This is a genomic window from Cupriavidus sp. D384 (assembly GCF_001652915.1).
Taxonomy (GTDB): domain Bacteria; phylum Pseudomonadota; class Gammaproteobacteria; order Burkholderiales; family Burkholderiaceae; genus Cupriavidus.
In genome coordinates, this window is the sequence record NZ_BBQI01000008.1 from 127099 (window position 1) to 149413 (window position 22315).

Here is a 22315-nt window from a genome sequence, read left to right on the forward strand (position 1 = left end):
GCCCACGGGGGACACGGATACGCAATTCGACTGCAGATATCGGATGAAGCGGGATTCTATCGCACTGCAGCCGTCGCCTTGCATACATATGACCGGGAATGGAAAAAAATGTAACTGCCCCTTCCCGAGGATTGTCACTTTGGCAAAGTATGCTATGCGCCTTTGCAGTGCACACTGTGTACGCCTGAATCGTGTGTCTTTCGGAATGAACCGGCTCGGGTCTGCTTTCTTTTTCTTACAAGATGATGCTGAATATCCCCTACGCAATCGGTGACCTGCAGGGTTGCGCCTTGTCATTGGATGCATTGCTGGGCTGCCCTGAACTGGCCGACGTGCCACTACGGTTCGTCGGTGATCTGGTCAATCGCGGCCCGGATTCCCTCGGCACGTTGCGACGCATGAGATCGCTAGGCAACCGCGCGAAGTGCGTGCTTGGCAATCACGACATTCATCTGCTGGCCGTTGCGGCAGGAGTGCGCAAGTTGGGGCGACGGGACACCATTCAGGACATTCTCGGTGCCCCGGACCGCGAAGAACTGTTGGACTGGCTACGCCATATCCCTCTCGCAAGGGAGGAAAACGGTTTCCTGTTAGTCCACGCCGGAGTACTCCCCCAATGGAGCGTGGAGCAAACACTGGATCTGGCAAGCGAGGTAGAGAAACTGCTTCGCGGGCCAAATTGGCGCACCCGGATCCGGGATATCTTCGGGAATGAGCCTGTCCGGTGGAAGGATTCACTGAAGGGCGACGACCGGCTGCGGGTCATCGTCAATGCTCTCACACGCCTGCGCTTTTGCACCGAAATGGGCGACATGGAGTTTTCCTTCAGCGGCCCGCCGGCCGACGCGCCCGTCAACTACCTGCCTTGGTTCGATGTCCCCGGCCGACAAGCCACCGACGCCACCGTTGTCTGCGGGCACTGGTCGGCGCTAGGATTGATGCTGCGGCCGGACGTCATTGCCCTCGACACGGGCTGCGTGTGGGCAGGCCAGCTCAGTGCAGTCAGCTTGGATGTGCCCAAAAACCGAAAGCTCGTCCAGGTCAACTGCAAGGAGGAAGGACTCCCTATCGAAGCCAAGGAGTAAGCGTGGACACCGCGCTCGCCTGCCGCTCTGCCCACGCCAGCGCCGCCCGGAAGTCGTTCGGGTCCACCCGGTACGCACGATGGAAGGCGTGCACCGCGTGCTGGCCGGGCGCCACCGGACTTTGTACGAACAGGATCGGGACCCCACCGGCCTCACTGTAGCTGGCATAGCCTCGGTAGTTGAAGCTCGGCTCGTCGTGAATCAGGCCGATGACCGGAGTACCTTCCGGACAGAACAGCGTATTTGACAACGCTGAACTGCATGATCCTACAACCATCGCTGCCGACCGGAAGGTATCGACCTGCTCCGCGAACGACAGATCCTCGGGATAAATCGTCTCGAAACCATGCGCGTTCAGGATGGCGCGAATCTCCGACTCGTTGATCATCTGGCGGCTTGAGAACGCGTGCCGCGAAATGAAGAGCCGGCGCCCGGTACGGGCTGGCATTCCCACGCGCTTCTCCAGCGCGTCGAGCACCATCCGCTTCATGTCGCGCAGTACGTCTCGCGGCCACACTGCGTCGTAGGCGTACACGCCGATCCCGTCCAGCGGAAAATAGGTCGGCACCGGTGCCATTGCAAGGTGCCCGAACCTGACCACCTGGTCGGGTTCCAGTGCAATGATCTCGCGCCTCGATACATTGAGCAGGTCCAAACTTTCCCGGTGCGTCTTCGGCATGCCGGCATCGATCACGATTGGATAGCCGCGCAGCGCGGGAGACGCATCGTAGGCAAGCATACGTGGAAGGTATTCGCAGCCCCAATGACCAAAGTTGCGGCTCTGAACGCCAAACATCATCAGCCCGCGCGGAATTTCGAGCCGCGCTTTTGCCGGCCATTCGGTGAGCGCACGGCCCGCGTGGCGCGCGCGAATCACGGGGAAACCATCGATTCGGTCCCCGAAGATCGCCATTCCGCTGCGCGGATGCGTGGCCTGATCGGACAGCAGAACTCCGCGGTGCAGCACCACGTTGCAACGGCTTGCTGCCGTGCAGTCGTCGAGCACAGCCGCATAGAAAGGCGGCGCGGTCAGCGTGCCCGGTTCAGCCGTCAAAGCCGTTGGCGCCCGCAGGAACCGAGGCTCGATTGGCGCGATGGGCCGTTCGGGCATCAATTCCAGGTATTGACCGAAGCCTTGCGAACAATGTTCGGGGACGGAAGAGAGCGGAAGGTCCTCCACCCGGGTGGTGGCACCGGCCGGCCGGCTGTGAACCAGGTGCAAGGCCAGCTCCCGGTTACCACCCGCAAACATCAGGTTCGCCAGCCGTTCGCGAATCGGCTGCGGATTTTTGAGCCCCCTGGCCAATGCGGCGTGGTAACTCGCTTCGGCAACATCCAGCACGCCGCGCATTTCGGCCCGAAAGCCCTCTCGCGCCAGTGCCGCCGCCACGTTGGCATCGATATCGGCGGCTGGCGTCGCCCCCTGCGACTCCGATTCGGTATAGGCCTCGATGGCTTTGTCTATCGCACCAGCCTGCTGCAAGGTCTGACCTAGCAGCGCCTTGAGCCGCGCCTTAGGCAGTGCGTGCGGCAGGTCTGCCAGCACCTGCAGTGCCTCGGCAGTTTCACCACGCACCAGCTTGCGTTCAATCAAAAGTCGCAGCGCATGGGGATGATCCGGCGATTCTGCCAGAACGTCCATGATGCGCGATTCGATGTCCGAACGCTCTAATGACAGCGGCAACCGGCCTTCATGATCGCCCCAACTTACGAAATGCTCAAACGGGTCCACACCTGCCGCTTCGACATCGGGACTCATCGCCAGATAGTCGGTCTGATCGAACAGCCGCGACGGCGCGTGCCGCTCCGCCGGATCGACGGACAGAAAGTGTTCAAGCCACGTAACGCCAGCCGGCAGTTGATCAATTCCGGTCACCTCCCGATAGTAGCGGGCATCGAACAGCGGATGCGGACTCACTTCGTAATTCCCACCGTGCTCCAGATAGTGTTCCAAAGCGGAGCCGATCTCCCGGCCATAACGAATCCGGTAATAGCGTTCGTCGACAAAGCGCCCCAGCCGATGCGCAATGATCTGCTGCGCGAAACAGTTGCCGGGATCTTCGTCCAGAGCCGCGCGGGCCGCCGCCAGCAACTTGGTCGCCTCCGGGTCGAACCAGCGCCGACCCTCATGCGCCCCACTGTGGACGAAGTGCTCGAGAGGGTTGATGCCCGCTGCGGCGACATCGGGGTTGTGCGCCAGATATTCTTTCGTGCTAAACAACGCCGACGGATCCAGCCCTCGTGCGGCGCCTTCGCAAAGGTAGTGATCCAGCAGCGTCATGCCGTGGGGAATCGTAATACCTTGGAGTTGCGCGGCGTAGTACTCGCTGTTGAACAGCGGCTGAGGATCAAAAGAGGTGCCCCGCCCGTGCTTCGCATAGTGCTGTACGGGCGCCACGCCCCGCAACAGGCGCCCATAGCGTCGCACATAAAAGGCAGCGTCGACGGGCCACACGCCGCAACGCCGCCTGGTAAGGCGCGAGCGCAACCGATCGCGCAGGCGCCGCGCAAGTTGAATAAGTCGCCTGCTCATTGCGGGTTATGCCTGGAACGTTGACCAAGATCCTGAAGCGCGGCGATGCGCGGAAGGATCTGCGCTTCGCGGCTCATCTCTCGCAGGATGACATTCCTGCCGCGCCTCGCCATCGCGCGAAGCGCTTCACGTTCATCTGCGTAATGCAGCAGCCTGCCGGCGATGGCTTCGGCATCGCGATCGATCTGCTCGAAGTCGCTGCCGTTTTCAAAGATCGGCTTGCCTTCCAGGGTGGCGTTCAAACCTTCGAAGTCGGACAGGAACATTGCCGCTCCGCACAGGCTGGCCTCGACGCAGCAGGTCGTGGGAAAGCCATCGAACGAACCCCTGCCATCATTGAGGCGGAAACCAGAGATGTTGGGGGATACGATCACGTCCATCTGCCCGTAGAACACCGGGAAGAAATCGCTCGGCTGGATACCGTGAAACTGGATCCGTGCGCCTGGCTTGAGGGGAATGGTCTCGGCGTCGAAGCCACCCACCACGTGGAAGTAGATATCGTCACGATCGCGGAGATGCTCGGCCAGCGCGACAAACACGTCGTAGCCTTTCTCCACGCCCGTGGCACTGTAGCGCTGGGCCACAAAGCAGACATGCAGGGCTTCGCGGGCGGTGTCGCGCGCTGCCAGCATAGCCTCGGTGCCCGTCAGGTCGAAGCACATCGGTACGACGCCCCCAAAAAGGTGCAATAGCCTATCAGGCTCACAAAACTGGTTGTCCAGAAGGTAGCGGTAAGTAAGGTTTTGAGTGGTAATGATCTTCCCAAGCCGCGAGTTATCGCACAGGCGCCGCAGCTTGTGGTCCGAATTGGCGTCCGCCAGTTCGAAACCACCGCCCGGATACAACGTGAAGGCAAAGGTATCAACACCGGCGTTGGCACGCTCGGAGAAGAACAGGTTCGCATTGTTCAGGAACACGCAGTAGCCAACGGCTGCGGTCACCGGCTGCCCGCGATAGAGTTCGATCCGGCGCGGATCCGTACCGCTCTCCGCAGCAAACTGGCGCGCCATATCGGCAAAAGTTTCGGTCTGGTGCAGATGCTTGATATCCCAGATCGATGACTGGATCCGGCTATCTGGCAGTTCACGCAAGTAAGCCGAAAATTCTCCAAAACGGAAACTCGACAAACGCGACGGAAAGCTGGTGTCGAACAACTGGATGGCCGCATCGGAACCGAGCGCGGGAGCCGCGTTGGCGATACCCAATGCCAGTTCCATCTCAATTGCTCGCACAGCTTCAATGACCGTGGGACGATCATCGTCCCGCGCCACAGCCTCTCTGAAGGCGACGAGCGCTTCATCCAGACGTCCCAGCGCGCGCAACACGAGGCCAAGATTTCCGTTGTCTGAAAATGTATCCGGCGCGGTGTAACGGCTTTGCTCCCAGGCAAGCACGGCCTTGGTCAACTCACCTTTTACCCAGAGCCGCTCGGCAAGGGAATTCAGCATCGGTGGCAAGATGGATCTGGCCAGCGTCGGCGACAGCATGCCGGTGGCACGGCGCGCCGAGGCCAAGTCACCTTTGGCGGCATTGCGTATGGCGTTCAGCGCGAGCGCCACCGGATTGACCCGATCACGGTCCAATACGCGAGAAATTGCCGCGTCCAGCCCGGGATCCGTCACGTCGACAAACTGGCGCCCTTCCTTCCAACCCCAGCGGACAAAATGCTCCAGTGCATTGACGCCTGCGGCCGCCACATCCGGATTCAGTGTCAGATAGACACGCGGATCAAAAATCGGGGAAGGCTGCAAACCTGATCTCTCGCCATGTGCCAGATAATGTTCCAGCAACGTTGGCGCGGCTCCCGCGCCCTGTACGCCCACCTGCGTCAGGTAGAACGCCGAGTCGAACACCGGATTCGGATCGGCGTCGGCTGATGCGCCTACCCGGGCATAGTGTTCAACGGGAGCCAATGAGCCCAGAGCTGCGCCATGACGCTGTCGATAATAATCAGCGTCCACAAGCTCCGCCAGTGCACTTCCGGCACCCGTAGCGGGGTGCCCGGACGAATGCACGCCGCGACGCTCCTTCAGCCAGCGAAAGAAACTGCGCATGGTCTTCCCTGTTGAGTCGTTTGCGCCATCGAGGCTCTGCGGCCCTTGGCGTTAATCCTATGGCTTGATACGGAGGCAGGGCTAACCCTGTGTCTGCTTGTACAGCTCGATGACTTCTTCGGGAGAACCGTCCCCAATGACCTGTCCCTGCTTCAGCAAAATCATCCTGTTGCAGATCGACTGCAACAGGTTCATGTCGTGCGAGACGCAGACCATGATATTGGAACGATCGATAAATTCGGTCATGCGCTTCTGCGCACGCTGCACGAACGTGGCATCACCGCCCGCGAATACTTCGTCGAGAATCAGGATCTCGGGGTGCACTGCTGTGGCAATGGCGAACCCTAGCTTCATGTACATCCCGGTCGAATAGTATTTGACGGGCGTGTCGATAAATTCCTCGAGCCCCGTGAAATCGATGATTTCCCGTTCAAGACTTTCAAGTTGCTTCTTGCTGTAACCCAGGATGCCACCGCTGAAATAGATGTTCTCCCGGCCGCTGAATTCGAGGTTGAAACCCGCGCCAATTTCCAGCAGCGGCGCCACCCGCCCATCCACGCTAATGGAACCTTGCTGGGGCGTATAGATCTTGCAGATCGTCTTCAACAGCGTGCTCTTGCCAGCACCGTTGTGTCCGATGATACCGACGCGGTCGCCTCGCTCGATCGTCAGGCTGACATTCTTCAGTGCCCAGAAATCGGTGTGTCCACCGTGACTCTTGCCCCGCAGGAAATTGGTGACATAGTCCTTCAAAGCGGGACTCGTGTCGTGATAAAGACGGAATCGGAGAGACACGTCCGAAACTTCGATTCGAGACATCGCTTATAGCCTAAAGATGAGTTTGTTTTCGTACAGGCGGAAGATTTTTAGGCCAATGACTAGGCTGAAAAACGCCAGCGCTGTCGCGATGCCGATCGCTTGCAGAGAGGGGAATTGAGAGGCATAGATCGGTGCGCGGAACAGTTCGATGTAGTAAAGCATCGGGTTCAGCACGATTACCTTTTGCAGCTTGGGTGAGATGGCATCGATCTGGTACATGATCGGCGTCACGAAAAACCAGGCCTGCAACATCACACCAATCAGGTGCTGCATGTCGCGGAAATAAACGATGATAACCGCCAGCGCAAACGACAGGCCCAACGAAAAGACGTAGAGCAGTGCAAACGCAACTGGCAGGAAAATCAATGCGACACTGATCTTCGCGCCAACGAAAAAGGCGATCACGAACAGGGCACAAAGGCTGAACAGCGAGTCGAGCAGGATACCGGTCGACGTGGCTACCGGGAAAATGACCTTCGGGATATAGATCTTCTTCAGCAGCCCTTCGTTGCCCACGATCGACGCGCCCGCCTGCACCAGCGTGCTCGAAAAGAGCGTCCAGGGAACCGTGCCCGCAAGAAGAAAAATCGCGTAATCGCGCAGGCCGAACCGGAAAATGTGCGAAAACACCAATGCTGTGATGCCCATCATCAGCAATGGGTTCAGCACTGTCCACAAGTAGCCGAAGATTGTGCGCCGATAACGGGTCAGCAGTTGTTGCATCACCAGTTGAGAAACAATCTGGCGATAGTTGTAAATCTCACTAAGAATCATGGTGTAAGTTTCCGCCTCTAACGGCGACTTTTGAATATCAGTGCCCGCAACCGATCATTAGTCATAAAAAGTGATTTTTTCATCTCTTATAGGTGCAGGTTCATAGCCAGCGCCGTACGATACACTGGGCGACGATCTAGGAAAACCCCCGCAAACGTCACTCGTATGTGCAGCCTTTTCCGACTCGACGGTACCTAGTAAGCCCTGCACCGCACTGCGGCATGCCGCGCCCACCACACGTCGATCAACACCTTCCGTGGCTATTTCACCCCCCGCCAGAATCTGAACTGTTATGGGCGGCGATTCCAGAATGTTGCTCATGGAATCCATCAACGTCAGGTCATCGATGTACGCGGTGGCGGTCGTCAGGCTACGGGTGCTGGCGTCCAAATACCGCAGCGCCACAGGCTTTACGGGCGCTTTCGCGGACACTGCGGCCTGCAGCAGATTGGCGTGAAAGGGCAGCACCGTGGTGCCGTCACTTGTAGTGCCTTCGGGAAACACACAGACGATGTCCCCGTGCCCCAGGCATTCCGCGATATGGTGCAGTACGCGGTGCGTATCCCGCTTCTTGCCACGCTCCAGAAAGACAGTCCCCGTTTGCACACACAGCCATCCAATCAAGGGCCAAGCGCGGATTTCCGATTTTGCAACAAATCGAAACGGCCGCCACACATTCAGCACAAAGATGTCGAGCCACGAAATATGGTTTGCGACGACCAAGGCGCCACGTGACGGCAAAGTGTCTCGGGGAATTTCGACGGAGATGCCGCAGAGGGCGAGGAGCATCCGTGACCACCGCTGGATATGGTGGTGTCGCGCCTCGGGCCCCAGCCAAGGAAATACAACGCTGCAAAACAACATCCCGCGCAGCAGATGCAATCCCAGCCGCAGCTTGCGTAACCAGATCATCGTCAAACCCCGGTAGCCTGTCAGGCGATCAGCGAGCCGCCGGTCAGCGCTGCTCGTACACGACCTGGCCGTCGACCAGCGTCATGCGCACGCGCCCTTCCATTTCGTAGCCAAGCCACGGCGAATTCTTGCCCTGGCTCTTCAGTGCCGAACGCTCCACTTTCCACATCTGCTTCGGATCGAACACGCAGATGTCGGCGGCGGTGCCAGTGGTCAGCGACCCGGCATGCAAGCCAATCACGCGAGCCGGATCGCTCGTGATGCGGGCCAGCGCCTTCACCAGCGGCACGTTGTGCTCGGCAGCCCAGCGCAGCGTCAGCGGCAGCAGCAGTTCCAGCCCGGTGGCGCCCGGCGTGGCTTCGGCAAACGGCAGCAGCTTCTCGTCGTCATCCACCGGAGTGTGGTCGGAACACAACGCATCGATCGTGCCATCGGCCAGCGCCGCCACGATGGCATCGCGGTCGCGCCCGCTGCGCAGCGGCGGCGTAAAGCGCATCTGGCTATTGAAGAAGCCTATGTCCATGTCGGTCAGCGACACATGGTGGATGTTCACGTCACAGGTCACCGCCAGCCCTTCCTTGCGAGCCTGGCGCACCAGTTCCAGCCCAGCCGCCGACGACAGGCGGCACAGGTGAACGCGCGCGCCCGTGGCACGCATCAGTTCGAAGATGGTATGCAGACGCACCGTTTCGGCGATCACCGATACGCCCGACAGGCCCAGCCGCGACGCCACCGCACCACTGGCCGCCACGCCGCCGCCCAGGAACGGGTCCTCGGGGCGCAGCCACAGCGTAAAGCCGAATGTCTGCGCGTATTGCATCGCGCGCTGCAGGACCTTGGTGTCCTCGATTGGCATCTCGGCCTGGCTGAAGCCGACGCAGCCGGCTTCGGTCAATTGACCCATTTCGGTCAACGCCTTGCCCTTCAGGCCCACCGTCAGCGCACCCAGCGGATAGACGTGGGTCTGGTTCAGCCGGCGCGCACGGAACTTGAGCATCTCGACCAGGCCCGGTTCATCGAGCACGGGGTCCGTGTCGGGCGGGCAGACCAGGCTGGTCACACCGCCGGCAGTGGCTGCGGCCACTTCGGATTCGAGCGTCGCCTTGTATTCGTAGCCTGGCTCGCGCAGGCGCGCGGACAAGTCCACCAGACCCGGGCACACGATCAGTCCGCGGGCGTCGATGGTCTTGTTGGCGTTGAAATCGGCAGGCGCCTGGCCCACGCCGACGATCTTGCCGGCGGCGATATACAGGTCCTGTTTGGCGTCGACGTTCGCGGCCGGATCGATCAGGCGGCCACCCTGGATTTGAATCTTCATGTCTAGTTCGCTGGCGTCTATTCGGTTTTTGGTTTGCCGCCTTGGGAGGCGCTATCAAAAGGAAGCGAAGCGGTTCTGGCTAGGCGCGCGGCCGCAGACAGTACAAGTGGTACGGCAAGGTCGCGCAACGACGCCAGAATCATTTTGATAGTGACTCTTAGTCGTTATTTCCAGCCACGATGCCCATGACGGCCATTCGTACCGCGATGCCGAAGGTCACCTGGTTCAGGATCACCGACTGCGGGCCATCGGCCACGGCGGAATCGATCTCCACGCCGCGGTTCATCGGGCCCGGGTGCATCACAATGGCATCCGGCTTGGCCAGCGCCATGCGCTCCGGCGTCAGGCCGTAGGCCTTGAAGTATTCCTGCGCCGACGGCAGCAGCGCGCCGCTCATCCGCTCGTTCTGCAGGCGCAGCATGATCACCACGTCCACGCCCTTCAGGCCTTCTTCCATGTTGTGGAAGACGCGCACGCCCATCTGCTCCAAGCCCGACGGCAGCAGCGTGCGCGGGCCGATGGCGCGCACTTCGGGCACGCCCAGCGTGGTCAGCGCGTGGATGTCGGAACGGGCCACGCGCGAGTGCAGGATGTCGCCGACGATGGCTACCGTCAGGTTCGTGAAGTCTTTCTTGAAATGCCGGATCGTGTACATGTCCAGCAGGCCCTGCGTCGGGTGCGCATGGCGGCCGTCGCCGGCGTTGATCACGTGGACGTGCGGCGCCACGTGTTCGGCGATCAGGTACGGCGCGCCCGAACTGGCATGGCGCACCACGAACATGTCGGCCGACATCGCCGACAGGTTGTTGATGGTGTCCAGCAGCGACTCGCCCTTGCTGGTCGACGACGCATTGATATTGAGGTTCAGCACGTCCGCCGACAGACGCTTGGCGGCAATCTCGAACGTGGTGCGTGTCCGCGTGGAGTTCTCGAAGAACAGGTTGAACACGCTCTTGCCGCGCAGCAGCGGCACCTTCTTCACATCGCGGTCGGAATCGGACAGCGAAACGAACTGGCTGGCGGTGTCAAGGATGTGCGTGATCATGTCACGCGACAGCCCCTCGATCGACAACAGGTGCTTGAGCTCGCCGTTCCTGGTGAGCTGCGGGTTGCGGAACATCTTGGTCATGGGCAGGTGGGTCGGGCGCGGGTTCGGTCTGGCGGATTCAGTCTGGGTACGGCTTCGGTGCTTGACGTTCTGACGGCGTCTCGGGTTGACACTCAGGTGCGCGCTTCGGTTGAAAAGGCAAAGCGCGTCGCGGCGCCTTCGCCCTGGCGCGACAGCACCAGCGTCTTGTCCTGGGGCAGCTCGACGGTCGCGGCAGCATAGTCGGCGGCAAACGGCAGTTCGCGGCCGCCGCGGTCAGCCAGCACGGCCAGCGCCACGCGCGCCGGCCGGCCGTAGTCGAACAGTTCGTTCACAGCGGCGCGGATCGTGCGGCCCGTGGCCAGCACATCGTCGATCAGCAGCACGTTGCGATCTTCCACGGAAAACGGCAGCGTGGTGGGCTGGGCCTGGCTGTGCAGGCCCTTCTTGGCGTAGTCGTCGCGATGGAAAGCCACATTGATCACGCCGTGCTCGCCCAGCTTCAGGTCCGCCGCCAGCCGTTCGGCAATCCAGGCACCGCCGGAATGGATGCCAGCCACGGACCAGCGCGCGCGGTCGCCGGATGGCATCAGGGCCTGGGCCTGGTCGCGTAGCGCGTGGTATAGCGCCTCGGCGTCGGGTGTGGAGGTCTGGGTCATAGCGGGATTTCGTCGAAATACTGTTGCAGGATGATCCGTGCGGCCTCGGCATCCAGCGCACCACGTTTGGCCCCGGCCATCGAGGCGGCGCGCGATGAATAGCGCTCGTCCACCCAATCCACGGGCAGGTTGTAGCGTCCGTTCAGCTGGTTACCAAAGCGACGTGCAAGTCGCACCGAAGCCTGTTCCTCGTCGTCGGGGCCGGCATCGGGATTGACCGGCATGCCGACCACGAGCCGCACCGGCGACCATTCCTGAATCAGGGCGCCAACCGCGGCAAAGCGGGCCTCGACCGTCACGTTCGGGAGTATGGTGAGCGCGCTGGCTTGCCGGGTGATGAAATTCCCAAGCGCCACGCCGATTTTTTTCTCGCCATAGTCGAAGGCGAGCACCGTGCCGTCGCGGGGCGTCTCGCGCCCCGCCTGCTCAGGCATGCCCGGCCTCGCCCGACAGCATCGTCACGTCGATGCCAAGCAGGCGCACGGCAGCCGCGAAGCGTTCTTCGGGCGGCACGCTGAAAATGATTTCGGGATCGGCCTGGACGGTCAGCCAGCCGTTGCGGCTCAGTTCGTCCTCCAGCTGCCCGGCACCCCAGCCCGCGTAACCGAGCGTCAGCAGGAACCGGTGCGGGCCGCTGCCGTTGGCCACGGCTTCGAGCACGTCCTTGGAAGTGGTCATTTCCAGCCCGCCGGGCACCGCCAGCGACGACACATAGATGCCAACCGGGTCGTGCAGCACAAAGCCGCGTTCGGTCTGCACCGGGCCGCCAAAATACACCGGCTGGTGGGCAACAGGCTGGATTTCGAGCTTGAGATCGATCTTGTCGAACAGCGTGGCCATGTCGATGTCGATCGGCCGGTTGATCACCAGGCCAAGCGCACCACGCTCGTTATGCTCGCAGAGGTAGACAACGGAACCCGAAAACGTCGGATCGGCCATGCCGGGCATGGCAATCAGGAACTGATTGGTGAGATTGATAGAAGCTTCGGGCGTCGCCATGGCTTGCATTCTACCAAATCGGACCCCGGCTGCTGGGGAAAACTTCTGCCCGCAAGCGCACTTTGCGGCGCCTGCCCGCCGGGGCTCAGTCGCCCGACGACTTCAGCGCCACCATGTCTTCGGGCGTCAGCCAGCGCCATTCGCCCAGCGCCAGCGCCGGGTCCAGCCGCAAGCCGCCGATAGCGCTGCGATGCAGTGCCGTCACATGGTTGCCGGTGGCGGCCACCATGCGCTTGACCTGGTGATACTTGCCCTGCAGCAGCGACAACCGCAGGCTGCGCTCGCCGGTGGCCTCGCAGGCATGCGCGGCAATCGGGGCCGGTTCGTCGTCCAGTTGCACGCCGGCGCCCAAGGCTTCCACCTGTTCCGGCGTCACCGGATCGAACGTCGTCACCTCGTACACCTTGGGAACCTGCTTCTTCGGCGACGTCTGGGCGTGGATGAACTGGCCGTCGTCGGTCAGCAGCAGCAGGCCCGTGGTGTCGTGGTCGAGCCGCCCCACGGCCTGCACCTCGCGCTGGCGCAACGGCACCGGCAGCAGGTTGTAGACACTGGGATGATGGCGCGGCCGCTGCGAGCATTCGTAGCCGGCGGGCTTGTTCAGCATCAGGTAGGCCTTGGTACAGGCCAGCCATTCCTCGCCATCGACGGTCAGGCGCAGACCGTCAACCTCGAAGCGTGCACCCGGGTCTTCGCACAGTTCGCCGTTGACCTCGACCAGCCCGGCCTCCACCAGGTCGCCACAGTAGCGGCGGGTGCCGAAGCCTTGGGATTGCAGGATGCGGTCGAGTGTAATGGCCATGAGTGATCTGAAAACTGCTTGTAAACGGTAGGGAAGTATCTGGACGCTATGTTAGGTTATGGCGATGCCGAGATCACCTTCCCCTGCGCCCGCACCGGGCGAACGTCTGCCTTACCGGATTGACCGGGAATTCACACGCGGCCTGGTCTGGTTCCGGCGCGACTTGCGCATGGACGACCACGCGGCGCTGCATTATGCCCTCAAGCACTGCCGGCAGGTATGGTGCGTGTTCGTGTTCGACCGCGAAATCCTCGATCCGCTGCTCGAGCGCGGGCTCAAGGCCGACCGTCGCATCGAATTCATCCTGAAATCGCTCGATCCGCTGCGGCAGGCGCTGGCCGATGCCGGCGGCGGCCTGATCGTGCTCGACGAGCAGGCGCGCAAGGCAATCCCGCGCCTGGCGGCCGAACTCGACGCCGAGGCAGTGTTCACCAATCACGATTACGAACCGATCGCCAACGACCGCGACGCCACGGTGCGCCAGGCGCTGGCGGCAGATGAGCGTGAACTGTTCACGTTCAAGGACCAGGTAATTTTCGAGGCAAACGAGATCCTGACCGGCCAGGACCACCCTTTCAGCGTGTTCACGCCTTACAAGAATGCGTGGCTGAAGGCAGTGCGACCGTTCGACCTGCGCCCCTACCCGGTCGACAAATACCGGAAGGCGCTGGCCCCGGTGCCCGCCGCACACCGGAAGGCGCTGCCGACGCTGGAATCGCTGGGCTTTGCGCCCAGCAACCTAAAGGAAATTGCCATGCCGACGGGCATGGACGGGGCCGAGGCGCTATTCCACGAGTTCCAGGGCCGCATGGGCGAATACGGACATCGCCGCGACTTCCCGGCGCTGCGCGGCCCCAGCTACCTGTCGGTGCACCTGCGTTTCGGCACGATCTCGATCCGCAAGCTCGCGCGTGCCGCGCACGATGCCGCCCAGCGCAGCGGCACTGGCAGTGCCGGCGCGGTCATCTGGCTATCAGAACTGATCTGGCGGGATTTTTACTTCATGATCCTGCACCACCACCCGCGCCTGGCCGAAGGCAAGTCGTACCACCCGGAATACGACGCGATCCGCTGGGTCGACATCCACACCGGCAACGAATATTTCGACGCCTGGTGCCAGGCCCAAACTGGCTACCCGCTGGTGGACGCCGCCATGCTGCAGATCAAACAGAGCGGGTACATGCACAACCGGCTGCGCATGGTCACGGCCAGCTTTCTGGTCAAGGACCTGGGCGTGGACTGGCGCCGTGGCGAACAATACTTCGCCGACCAGCTCAACGATTTCGAATTCTCGGCGAACAACGGTGGCTGGCAATGGGCAGCCTCAACCGGCTGCGACGCGCAACCCTACTTCCGCATCTTCAATCCGGTCACCCAGTCGGAAAAATTCGATCCACAGGGCCGCTTTATCCGCAAATACCTGCCGGTGCTGGAAAACCTGCCGGACAAGTACATCCATGCACCATGGACGGCGCCCGCCGAGGTGCTGGCGTCGGCGGGAGTAAAGCTGGGAGACAACTATCCGCAGCCGATCGTCCAGCACAAGGTTGCACGGATGGAGGCGCTGGAGAGGTATGGGGCGGTGAAGGGGTCGAAGGCGAAGCCCGAGGGCGACTGAGCGGAAGGCAGGTCCGGCGCGGGTTGACGCGAGAACCGGGCCGGGCATTTGCACCCCGCCGGTCCTCGCCAGTGCTCAAGCCGCCAGCATGGCACTTTCCCGATAGTGCTTCTGGGCATCCTCGGGGCGGTCGGTTTCCTCGAACAGCCGGGCCAGCGCCAGATGCGCGCGTACGCAGATGCGCCGCTGCGCGTCGCGGTCGGCGTAGCGCAGCGCGCGTTCGAAGTTCGACTGCGCCTTGCCCCACAGTTGCTCGCCCAGGCAGAGCACGCCCAGCGTGTAGTACAGGTCGGCATCGTTCGGATGGTCGACCAGCCATTTTTCGGCCTGCTGGATCTGCGGCAGCGCCTTGCCCGGCTCCGCGCAATCGGCGTAGCGCTGCACCAGCCGGCTGTCCCAATTGACCTTGAGGGCTTCCTCGACGATCCGGCGGGCCTCGTTCTGGCGGTTCAGCGCCGAGAAATAGCGTGCGGCCTGCTCGGCGATGCGCACGGCATGCCGCTCGTCGGCCGACAGCGAGCGCCAGAAGTGATAGAGCGATTCCGCGTCATGGCGGCGCTCTTCGAGCATGGCTTCCACGGCCATCTGCTTGAGACGCAGCGCCAGCACCGGGTGCAGCGCATTGCGCTTTTCCAGCGAACGCGCCAGGCGAAGCACCTCGGTCCAGTTCTTCAGATGCTGGTGCGCACGCAGCGCAATCCGCTGCACGTGGATCTGGCGGCCGCCTTTTTCCTGCAGCTGGGCGATGGTTTCCAGCGCCCCCTCTGGGTCGCGGGCATCCACCAGCAGTTCGGCCATCGACACCAGCCGCGCCTGCTCGCGTTCGGGATCGGTGACCTGCGACATCCATGCGTCACGACGTTCCGATTCCTGCATCCGGTGCGCGGCCCGCGCGCCCACCAGCGCGGCGGTCTGCGCCTGCTCCGGCCAGGACTGGGCCTCCTTGGCCGCGCGTTCGGCGCGGGCAAAGCGGCCAGCAAACAGGTTCTCGATCGACTCGCGCAACGCGGCCTGGGCCTTGCTCATGCGGCTGCGCTCGCGGTATGCGGCAGCCCGGCGAGGCATTTCCGACAGATGCCGCATCGTCGTCATGACAGTCCAGACCACGAAGAACACCAGCAGCAGCAGCGCCAGCGTCAGGTTCAGCGACATCTCCACGCGGTACGGCGGATAGAACAGCACCACGTTGCTCTGATTGAACTGCGTGAACAGCGCCAATCCCACCGCGCCGCCAAACAGTACGGCCACCCAGAAAAGCAGTCGCATGCGGCTACTCCTTCTTCAGGGCATGCAGCGCGCCAAGGCTCTCGGCCATGGTCGGCAGCGACACGCTCACCGCGCTGGCCTGCGACTGCTTGAGCAGCGTCAGCACGCCCTGCACGCGGCGCGAGCGGGTATCGAAATAGCGGCCGATCATCGCCTGGGCAGCGGCCAGGTCGTTGCGGAAGACCGGTTCGTTACGCGACAGCAGCGCCAGCCGCGCATTGAGCAGCCGCAGCTTGACGTTCTCGCGCAGGAACCAGCCCTGGTCGCCCGACAACAGCAGCGCATTGGTGTCATCCACCTTGCGCACGCGGATGACCTGGCCCAGTTCGGCCAGTACGTAGTCCCAGGTGCGCGTCAGGACATTGCCCGTGGCAGCCGGCGCCGAAGCACCCCTGGCATCGCCCTTGGCCAGCTTCTCGTTCTCGCCCGGGACGCGGTCGAGCATGCGCTCACCGGACAGCAGCGGCAGCGCATCGATCTGGTTGATCGATTCGTCGAGCTTGATCGCCGCGCCGGTCAGGTCCGTATCGGGCACCGCCTTCATGCGCGCGATGTCGCGGGCAATGGCGCGGCGCAGCTGGTTGTACTGCGGCTTGTCCGCGCGGGCCAGGCGCGCGTCGGCGCTCTGCAGCGCCGACAGCGCCACCTGCACGTTGCCCGTCAGTTGCAGTTGCTGGCCGGCATTGGTCAGCAGTTGCTGGATCTCGGCGATTTCCCAGTCGTCGCGGTTGCGCATCAGGTCCTGGTAGACCTGTTCCAGCGCGGCCTGCTTGTCGCGGGCTTCCACCACCTGGCCGTCAAGTGCGCCGACCTTGGCTTGCAGTTCCTTGACCGTGTCCTGCGCATTCTTCGACAGCACGCGCGTTTCCTGCACCAGCGTGTCATTGCTCTGCTGGCGCCGCGCAAGCTCCTGCGTCAGGTGTTCCACGCGCATCTGCAGCCAGAAGAAGCCGCCGGCGATGGCCAGGACCAGGACGACGGCAACCACCCACCAGGCCACCATGCCGCGGCGGGCGGCGGCGTGTCCGGCGGGCGGATGCGCAGTAAAAGACGTGCCGGCAGCACCGGACGGTGCGGCATGGCTAGACGAGGGGGACGTAGTCTCTGGCGTCACGCGTTCGACCTTCGTTGTCGTGGGTCCTTCGGACCCTGTTGATTCTGAGGCTGCCGGTGCGGGCGCAGGCACCGGCACCGGTTCGACCGGGGCGGGTGCGGGCACCGGCGCCACGGGCTCGGGCGCCGCCGGGCCAGCGTGGGCATTGCCCCATTGCGTACATGCGGCCAGCAAGCCGGCATCGCCGGGCGCGGCGGGCAGCACGTGCGCAAAACCCAGCGACTGGGCCTGCGCTGCAATTCTCGCATGCGGCGCAATGCACTGCATCTGCTTCAGGCGTTCGTGTTCCTGGGGCGACAAGTGCAGGCGCGCCAGGGCATCGAGGTTGCGGACGGCTTCGGAACTGGTCAGCAGCCAGGCGTATGGCGGCGCATCGGGCTTCAGGCTGTCGCGCACGGCCTGCCACTGCATGCCGGTCGGCTCGGGCAGCGTGCGGCTGTAGGCTTCCACGGCGTCCACGGTGGCGCCGGCTTCGCGCAGGCGGTCGCCCAGCCAGTCGCGGCCGCCGTTGCCGCGGATGATCAGTACGCTGCGGCCCGCGAACGCGCCGGGCGTGGTGTCGAGTTCGGTCCAGAGGGCCTCGGAGTCGAAACGCGGGGCGTCAGCAGTGGTATCGGTCTCGCCCTGTGCGCCAGCGGGGGCAATCACGCGATGGGTCGGCGGTGCGACGCCGCGTTCGGCCAGCGCCGCAACGCTCGACGGGCCTACCACGGCCACGGGAACGTCAGGCGGCCATTGCGCCTGGCCGGCGGTGTTCTGCACCTGCGCCAGCGCGTCCAGCGCGAACGACACCGCGTTGGGGCTGACGAACACCACCAGTGCATAGTCGGCCAGGCGGGCCAGCGCCGCGCGCAGCGGCGTATCGTCGGCGGCCGGGCCGATTGCCAGCAGCGGGAAGCCGAGCACATCGAGACCGGCGGCATGCAAGGCCTCGGTCAGTTGCCGGGACTGCCCGGCGGGTCGCGTAACTACGACGGTCGGGCGAGGCATCGGGCGTTCCTCAGGCGGGTCCGGCGGTCGACAGCGCAGCCAGTACGGCGTCGGCGCCCTGGCCCAGCAGGTCACCCGCCACGGCGGCGCCCAGCTGCTCGGCGGCCTGCACCGAATCCACGGGTGCCGTAGCGTGAGCACGCACGTTGCGGGTGCCATCGGGCAGCGCGACAAAGGCGTCGAGTTGCAGCGTGGCGTCATGCCAGCGCGCGTGGGCGGCCAGCGGTACCTGGCACGACCCGCCCAGGCGGCGCGATACGGCACGTTCGGCCGACACGGCCAGCAGCGTCGGCACGTGATTGAGCGGCGCCAGCCATTCGGCCATTTCGGGGCGGTCCGAGCGGATCTCGATACCCAGCGCGCCCTGCCCTGCGGCGGGCAGCGAGCTGTCGGGCCCGATCAGCGCGCGGATGCGGTCACCCAGGCCCAGGCGCTTCAGACCTGCTGCGGCCAGGATGATGGCGCCATATTCGCCGCGGTCGAGCTTGCCCAGACGCGTATCGAGATTGCCGCGCAACGGCTTGATGACCAGATGCGGATAACGGCTGCGCAGCGCAGCCTCGCGGCGCAGGCTCGACGTGCCAACCACGGTGCCTGCCGGCATCTCGTCGAGCGAGGCGAATTGCGAGGAAACCAGCGCGTCGCGCGGGTCTTCGCGTTCCATGACGGCCGTCAGCACAAACCCCTCGGGCAGCTCCATCGGCACATCCTTGAGCGAATGCACGGCCAGGTCGGCACGACCCTCGGCCATGGCCACTTCAAGCTCCTTCACGAACAGGCCCTTGCCGCCTACCTTTGACAGGGTCTTATCGAGAATTTGATCACCCCTTGTCGTCATGCCGAGAATGGACACATCGCATTGGGGATAGTATTGTTGCAATGCAGCACGCACATGTTCAGCCTGCCACATCGCCAGCCGGCTTTCGCGCGAGGCGATGACGAGCTTGTGTGGCATGCTGCGTGACGCTGCAGCGGACGAAGACGACGGTTGGGCGGGTGCTTGCATGCGCGCATGTTAGCACGCACCCCCTCGCAAAACCGCCAGATTGCCAGACCCGAAGTGACTTTCCGGCACGTGATTGATGCCGGTCGAACCTCGCGCCACGTGTATGGGGTTCGATACATATAAGCAACGCAGTGAGACGAGGAGATAAGTCAATGACGCAGCCTGCTGCGCGCCCCAACGGCCGTACCCGATCCACCGGCCGCAAGTCAGTTACGCGAGCCTCAGGCCAGCATGACGTGAATGGCACCACCCCGGGCGCCACCCCCAAGAAATCCCCCACCCGCAATGCCAGGGCATCGGGCAAGCCGACGCTGTCCGTGGTGACGCCCGAGGGCAATACCGTCGCCCCGGCCCGCCGCACCGCCGACAAGGACCTGCCGCTGCGCGAGGACATCCGCTTCCTGGGCCGCCTGCTCGGCGAATGCCTGCGCGAGCAGGAAGGCGATGCCGCCTTCGACCTGGTCGAGACGATCCGCCAGACCGCCGTGCGCTTCCGCCGCGAGAACGACCGTTCCGCCGGCACCGAGCTGGACCGCCTGCTGAAGCGGCTGTCGCGCGACCAGACCAACTCGGTGGTACGCGCCTTCAGCTATTTTTCGCACCTGGCCAATATCGCCGAGGACCAGCACCACAACCGCCGCCGCCGCGTGCATGCGCTGGCCGGATCGCCGCCTCAGCCGGGCAGCCTGGCCCGCGCGCTGCAGGCCATCGACGCCGCCGGCGTCACCGGCAAGCAGGTGCGCGACTTCCTGGATGGCGCGCTGATCATGCCCGTGCTGACCGCGCATCCGACCGAAGTGCAACGCAAGTCGATCCTCGACGCCGAGCGCGAGATCGCCCGCCTGCTGGCCGAGCGCGATCTGCCGATGACGGCACGCGAGCGCGACCACAACACGGCGCAGCTGCGCGCCCGCGTGACCACGCTGTGGCAGACCCGCATGCTGCGCAACACGCGGCTGATGGTGGTGGACGAGATCGAGAACGCCCTCTCCTACTACCGCACCACGTTCCTGCAGGGCATTCCGCGCCTGATGGCGGAGATGGAAGAGGACATCGCCGAAGTCTTCCCGCGCCGCGGCAAGGCCGGCACGGCACCCGCGCCGCTGGCGCCGTTCCTGCAGATGGGCTCGTGGATCGGCGGCGACCGCGACGGCAATCCGAATGTGACGGCCGAAACGCTGGAGCACGCCGCCCAGCAGCAGTCGACGCTGATCATGCTGTGGTATCTGGACGAGGTTCACGCGCTGGGCGCCGAACTGCCGCTGTCGTCGTTGATGGTCGATGCCAGCCCCGAGCTGCTGGCGCTGGCCGAGGCATCGCCCGACCATTCCGAGCACCGCGCCGACGAGCCATACCGCCGTGCGCTGATCGGCATCTACGCCCGCCTGGCCGCCACCACGGAACGCCTGACCGGCCATGTGGCCCAGCGCCATCCGGTGGCCGATGTGGCGCCGTACGACAACGCCGAAGCGTTCGCCGCCGACGTGCAGGTGGTACTCGATTCGCTGCGCTCGCACCACGGCCAGGCGCTGGCTCGTGGCCGCATCGACTCGCTGGCGCGCGCCATCGCCATCTTCGGCTTCCATCTGGCGTCGGTGGACATGCGCCAGGTGTCCGACGTGCACGAAGCCGTGGTGGCCGAGCTGTTCAAGGCCGCCGGCATCGAAGCCAACTACGCGGGGCTGCCCGAAGAGCGCAAGGTGGAACTGCTGCTGGCCGAACTGCGCCAGCCGCGCCTGCTGACGCTGCCGTGGCACGACTATTCCGAGCAGACGCGCAAGGAGCTGGCGATCTTCGCCATGGCGCGCGACCTGCGGGCCCGCTACGGCAACCGCGTGGCCCGCAACTACATCATTTCGCACACCGAGACGCTGTCCGACCTGGTGGAGGTGATGCTGCTGCAGAAGGAAACCGGCATGCTGCGCGGCGCGCTGGGCAGCAAGACCGACCCGGCCCGCATGGAGCTGATGGTCATTCCGCTGTTCGAAACCATCGAGGACTTGCGCAACGCGGCCGGCATCATGCAGTCGCTGCTGGACCTGCCGGGCTTCGATTCGGTGATCAGGCACCATGGCGTCGAGCAGGAAGTGATGCTCGGCTATTCGGATTCGAACAAGGACGGCGGCTTCCTGACGTCGAACTGGGAACTCTACAAGGCCGAACTGGCGCTGGTGAAGCTGTTCGAGGAACGCCGCGTCAAGCTGCGCCTGTTCCACGGCCGCGGGGGCACCGTGGGCCGTGGCGGTGGCCCGACCTACGAGGCGATCCTGTCGCAGCCGCCGGGCACCGTGAACGGCCAGATCCGCCTGACCGAGCAGGGCGAAATCATCAATAGCAAGTTCGCCAATCCGGAAATCGGCCGGCGCAACCTGGAAACGGTGATCGCGGCCACGCTGGAGGCGTCGCTGCTGCCCACGCAGAACGCGCCGGCCGGGCTCGCCACGTTCGAAGCGGTCATGCAGCAGCTGTCCGACCACGCGTTCCGCGCGTACCGGCACCTGGTGTACGAGACCCCGGGCTTCAAGGACTACTTCTTCGCGACCACGCCGATCACCGAGATTGCCGACCTGAACCTGGGTTCGCGGCCGGCCTCGCGCAAGCTGATGGACAAGAAGAGCCGCAAGATCGAGGATCTGCGCGCGATTCCGTGGGGCTTCTCGTGGGGCCAGTGCCGCCTGCTGCTGCCGGGCTGGTACGGCTTTGGCAGCGCGGTCAAGGCCATGCTGGACGCCGCACCCGACGAAAAGTCGCGCAAGGTGGCCGTGGCCACGCTGAAGCGCATGGTCAAGACCTGGCCGTTCTTCCGCACGCTGCTGTCGAACATGGACATGGTGCTTGCCAAGACCGACCTGGCCGTGGCGTCGCGTTACGCGGGGCTGTGCGACGACCCGGCGCTGCGCAAGGCCGTGTTCTCGCGCATCAGCGCCGAGTGGCATCTGACCAGCGACATGCTGTCGCTCATCACGGGCCGCACGGAACGCCTGTCCGATAACCCGCTGCTGGCGCGCTCGATCAAGAACCGCTTTGCCTACCTGGACCCGCTGAACCACCTGCAGGTGGAACTGCTCAAGCGCTACCGCGCCGGCAAGGACGCCGACGACGTTCGCGTGCGACGCGGGATTCACTTGACGATCAACGGCGTGGCGGCCGGGTTGCGTAATAGCGGCTGATTTTTGTTGCGTTTTCGCCGCTTTTCTCCCCTCTCCCGCCCGGCGGGAGAGGGGTCGGGGGAGAGGGTAAAGCGGTTCCGGTTGCCGACTTCGCACGTTGAGCGGCCTG

17 protein-coding genes are annotated in these 22315 nt (G+C 63.7%); 3 read left to right on the forward strand and 14 right to left on the reverse strand.

Annotation, left to right across the window (positions count from 1 at the left end):
* The first annotated feature begins 242 nt into the window (after window positions 1–242).
* Entirely contained in the window at window positions 243–1085 is an 843-nt protein-coding gene (locus A9J21_RS03275) for a symmetrical bis(5'-nucleosyl)-tetraphosphatase (RefSeq protein WP_404851342.1), read from the forward strand.
* Here the strand turns inward: A9J21_RS03275 and A9J21_RS03280 are convergent.
* From A9J21_RS03280 to A9J21_RS03330, 11 genes are all read right to left on the reverse strand, one after another.
* A complete protein-coding gene (locus tag A9J21_RS03280; protein WP_197497452.1) occupies window positions 1066–3540 on the reverse strand; it encodes a glycosyltransferase 61 family protein in 2475 nt (824 codons plus the stop codon). The two genes, A9J21_RS03275 and A9J21_RS03280, sit on opposite strands and share 20 nt — an antisense overlap.
* 74 nt (window positions 3541–3614) lie before the next feature.
* Window positions 3615–5672 (reverse strand): glycosyltransferase, encoded by a 2058-nt coding sequence (locus tag A9J21_RS03285; protein ID WP_156545642.1) that lies wholly within the window; start codon window positions 5670–5672, stop codon window positions 3615–3617.
* A gap of 81 nt (window positions 5673–5753) precedes the next feature.
* Window positions 5754–6425, reverse strand: a complete 672-nt coding sequence (locus tag A9J21_RS03290) for an ABC transporter ATP-binding protein (protein ID WP_231906796.1) — start codon at window positions 6423–6425, stop codon at window positions 5754–5756.
* Between the two features lie 69 nt (window positions 6426–6494).
* Window positions 6495–7265, reverse strand: a complete 771-nt coding sequence (locus tag A9J21_RS03295) for an ABC transporter permease (RefSeq protein ID WP_082926217.1) — start codon at window positions 7263–7265, stop codon at window positions 6495–6497.
* A gap of 57 nt (window positions 7266–7322) precedes the next feature.
* The gene (locus A9J21_RS03300; RefSeq protein ID WP_066731829.1) at window positions 7323–8177 is read right to left on the reverse strand and encodes a 1-acyl-sn-glycerol-3-phosphate acyltransferase; all 855 of its coding nucleotides are present in this window, start codon (window positions 8175–8177) and stop codon (window positions 7323–7325) included.
* A 43-nt stretch (window positions 8178–8220) separates the two neighbouring features.
* Window positions 8221–9495: a dihydroorotase gene (locus A9J21_RS03305; RefSeq protein WP_066731830.1), complete on the reverse strand. Its 1275-nt coding sequence runs from the start codon at window positions 9493–9495 to the stop codon at window positions 8221–8223.
* 157 nt (window positions 9496–9652) lie between these two features.
* Window positions 9653–10624, reverse strand: a complete 972-nt coding sequence (locus A9J21_RS03310; RefSeq protein WP_066731832.1) for an aspartate carbamoyltransferase catalytic subunit — start codon at window positions 10622–10624, stop codon at window positions 9653–9655.
* Between the two features lie 92 nt (window positions 10625–10716).
* Window positions 10717–11241: a bifunctional pyr operon transcriptional regulator/uracil phosphoribosyltransferase PyrR gene (pyrR, locus tag A9J21_RS03315; RefSeq protein ID WP_066731835.1), complete on the reverse strand. Its 525-nt coding sequence runs from the start codon at window positions 11239–11241 to the stop codon at window positions 10717–10719.
* On the reverse strand, window positions 11238–11675 hold the full coding sequence (gene ruvX, locus A9J21_RS03320; protein WP_066731837.1) for a Holliday junction resolvase RuvX: 438 nt from the start codon (window positions 11673–11675) through the stop codon (window positions 11238–11240). Before ruvX ends, pyrR begins: the two co-directional genes overlap by 4 nt.
* On the reverse strand, window positions 11668–12240 hold the full coding sequence (locus tag A9J21_RS03325; protein ID WP_066731890.1) for a YqgE/AlgH family protein: 573 nt from the start codon (window positions 12238–12240) through the stop codon (window positions 11668–11670). The genes ruvX and A9J21_RS03325 overlap by 8 nt, the downstream gene beginning before the upstream one ends.
* An 85-nt stretch (window positions 12241–12325) precedes the next feature.
* On the reverse strand, window positions 12326–13042 hold the full coding sequence (locus A9J21_RS03330; protein WP_066731838.1) for a pseudouridine synthase: 717 nt from the start codon (window positions 13040–13042) through the stop codon (window positions 12326–12328).
* A gap of 58 nt (window positions 13043–13100) precedes the next feature.
* Here A9J21_RS03330 and A9J21_RS03335 point away from each other — a divergent pair, with 58 nt between their 5' ends.
* A complete protein-coding gene (locus A9J21_RS03335) occupies window positions 13101–14660 on the forward strand; it encodes a cryptochrome/photolyase family protein (protein ID WP_404851343.1) in 1560 nt (519 codons plus the stop codon).
* A gap of 75 nt (window positions 14661–14735) precedes the next feature.
* Here the strand turns inward: A9J21_RS03335 and A9J21_RS03340 are convergent, their stop codons facing one another.
* From A9J21_RS03340 to hemC, 3 genes are read right to left on the reverse strand one after another with little or no spacing between them, the layout of a single operon-like run.
* A complete protein-coding gene (locus A9J21_RS03340) occupies window positions 14736–15926 on the reverse strand; it encodes a heme biosynthesis protein HemY (protein ID WP_066731840.1) in 1191 nt (396 codons plus the stop codon).
* A 4-nt stretch (window positions 15927–15930) separates the two neighbouring features.
* Window positions 15931–18030 carry a fused uroporphyrinogen-III synthase HemD/membrane protein HemX gene (hemDX, locus tag A9J21_RS03345; RefSeq protein WP_066731842.1) on the reverse strand — a complete coding sequence of 700 codons (2100 nt, stop codon included), beginning with the start codon at window positions 18028–18030 and terminating at the stop codon, window positions 15931–15933.
* Between the two features lie 10 nt (window positions 18031–18040).
* Window positions 18041–19036: a hydroxymethylbilane synthase gene (gene hemC, locus A9J21_RS03350; protein WP_066731844.1), complete on the reverse strand. Its 996-nt coding sequence runs from the start codon at window positions 19034–19036 to the stop codon at window positions 18041–18043.
* A 152-nt stretch (window positions 19037–19188) separates the two neighbouring features.
* Between hemC and ppc the strand changes: the two genes are divergently transcribed.
* A complete protein-coding gene (gene ppc / locus A9J21_RS03355) occupies window positions 19189–22206 on the forward strand; it encodes a phosphoenolpyruvate carboxylase (protein ID WP_066731846.1) in 3018 nt (1005 codons plus the stop codon).
* The last annotated feature ends 109 nt before the right edge of the window (window positions 22207–22315 follow it).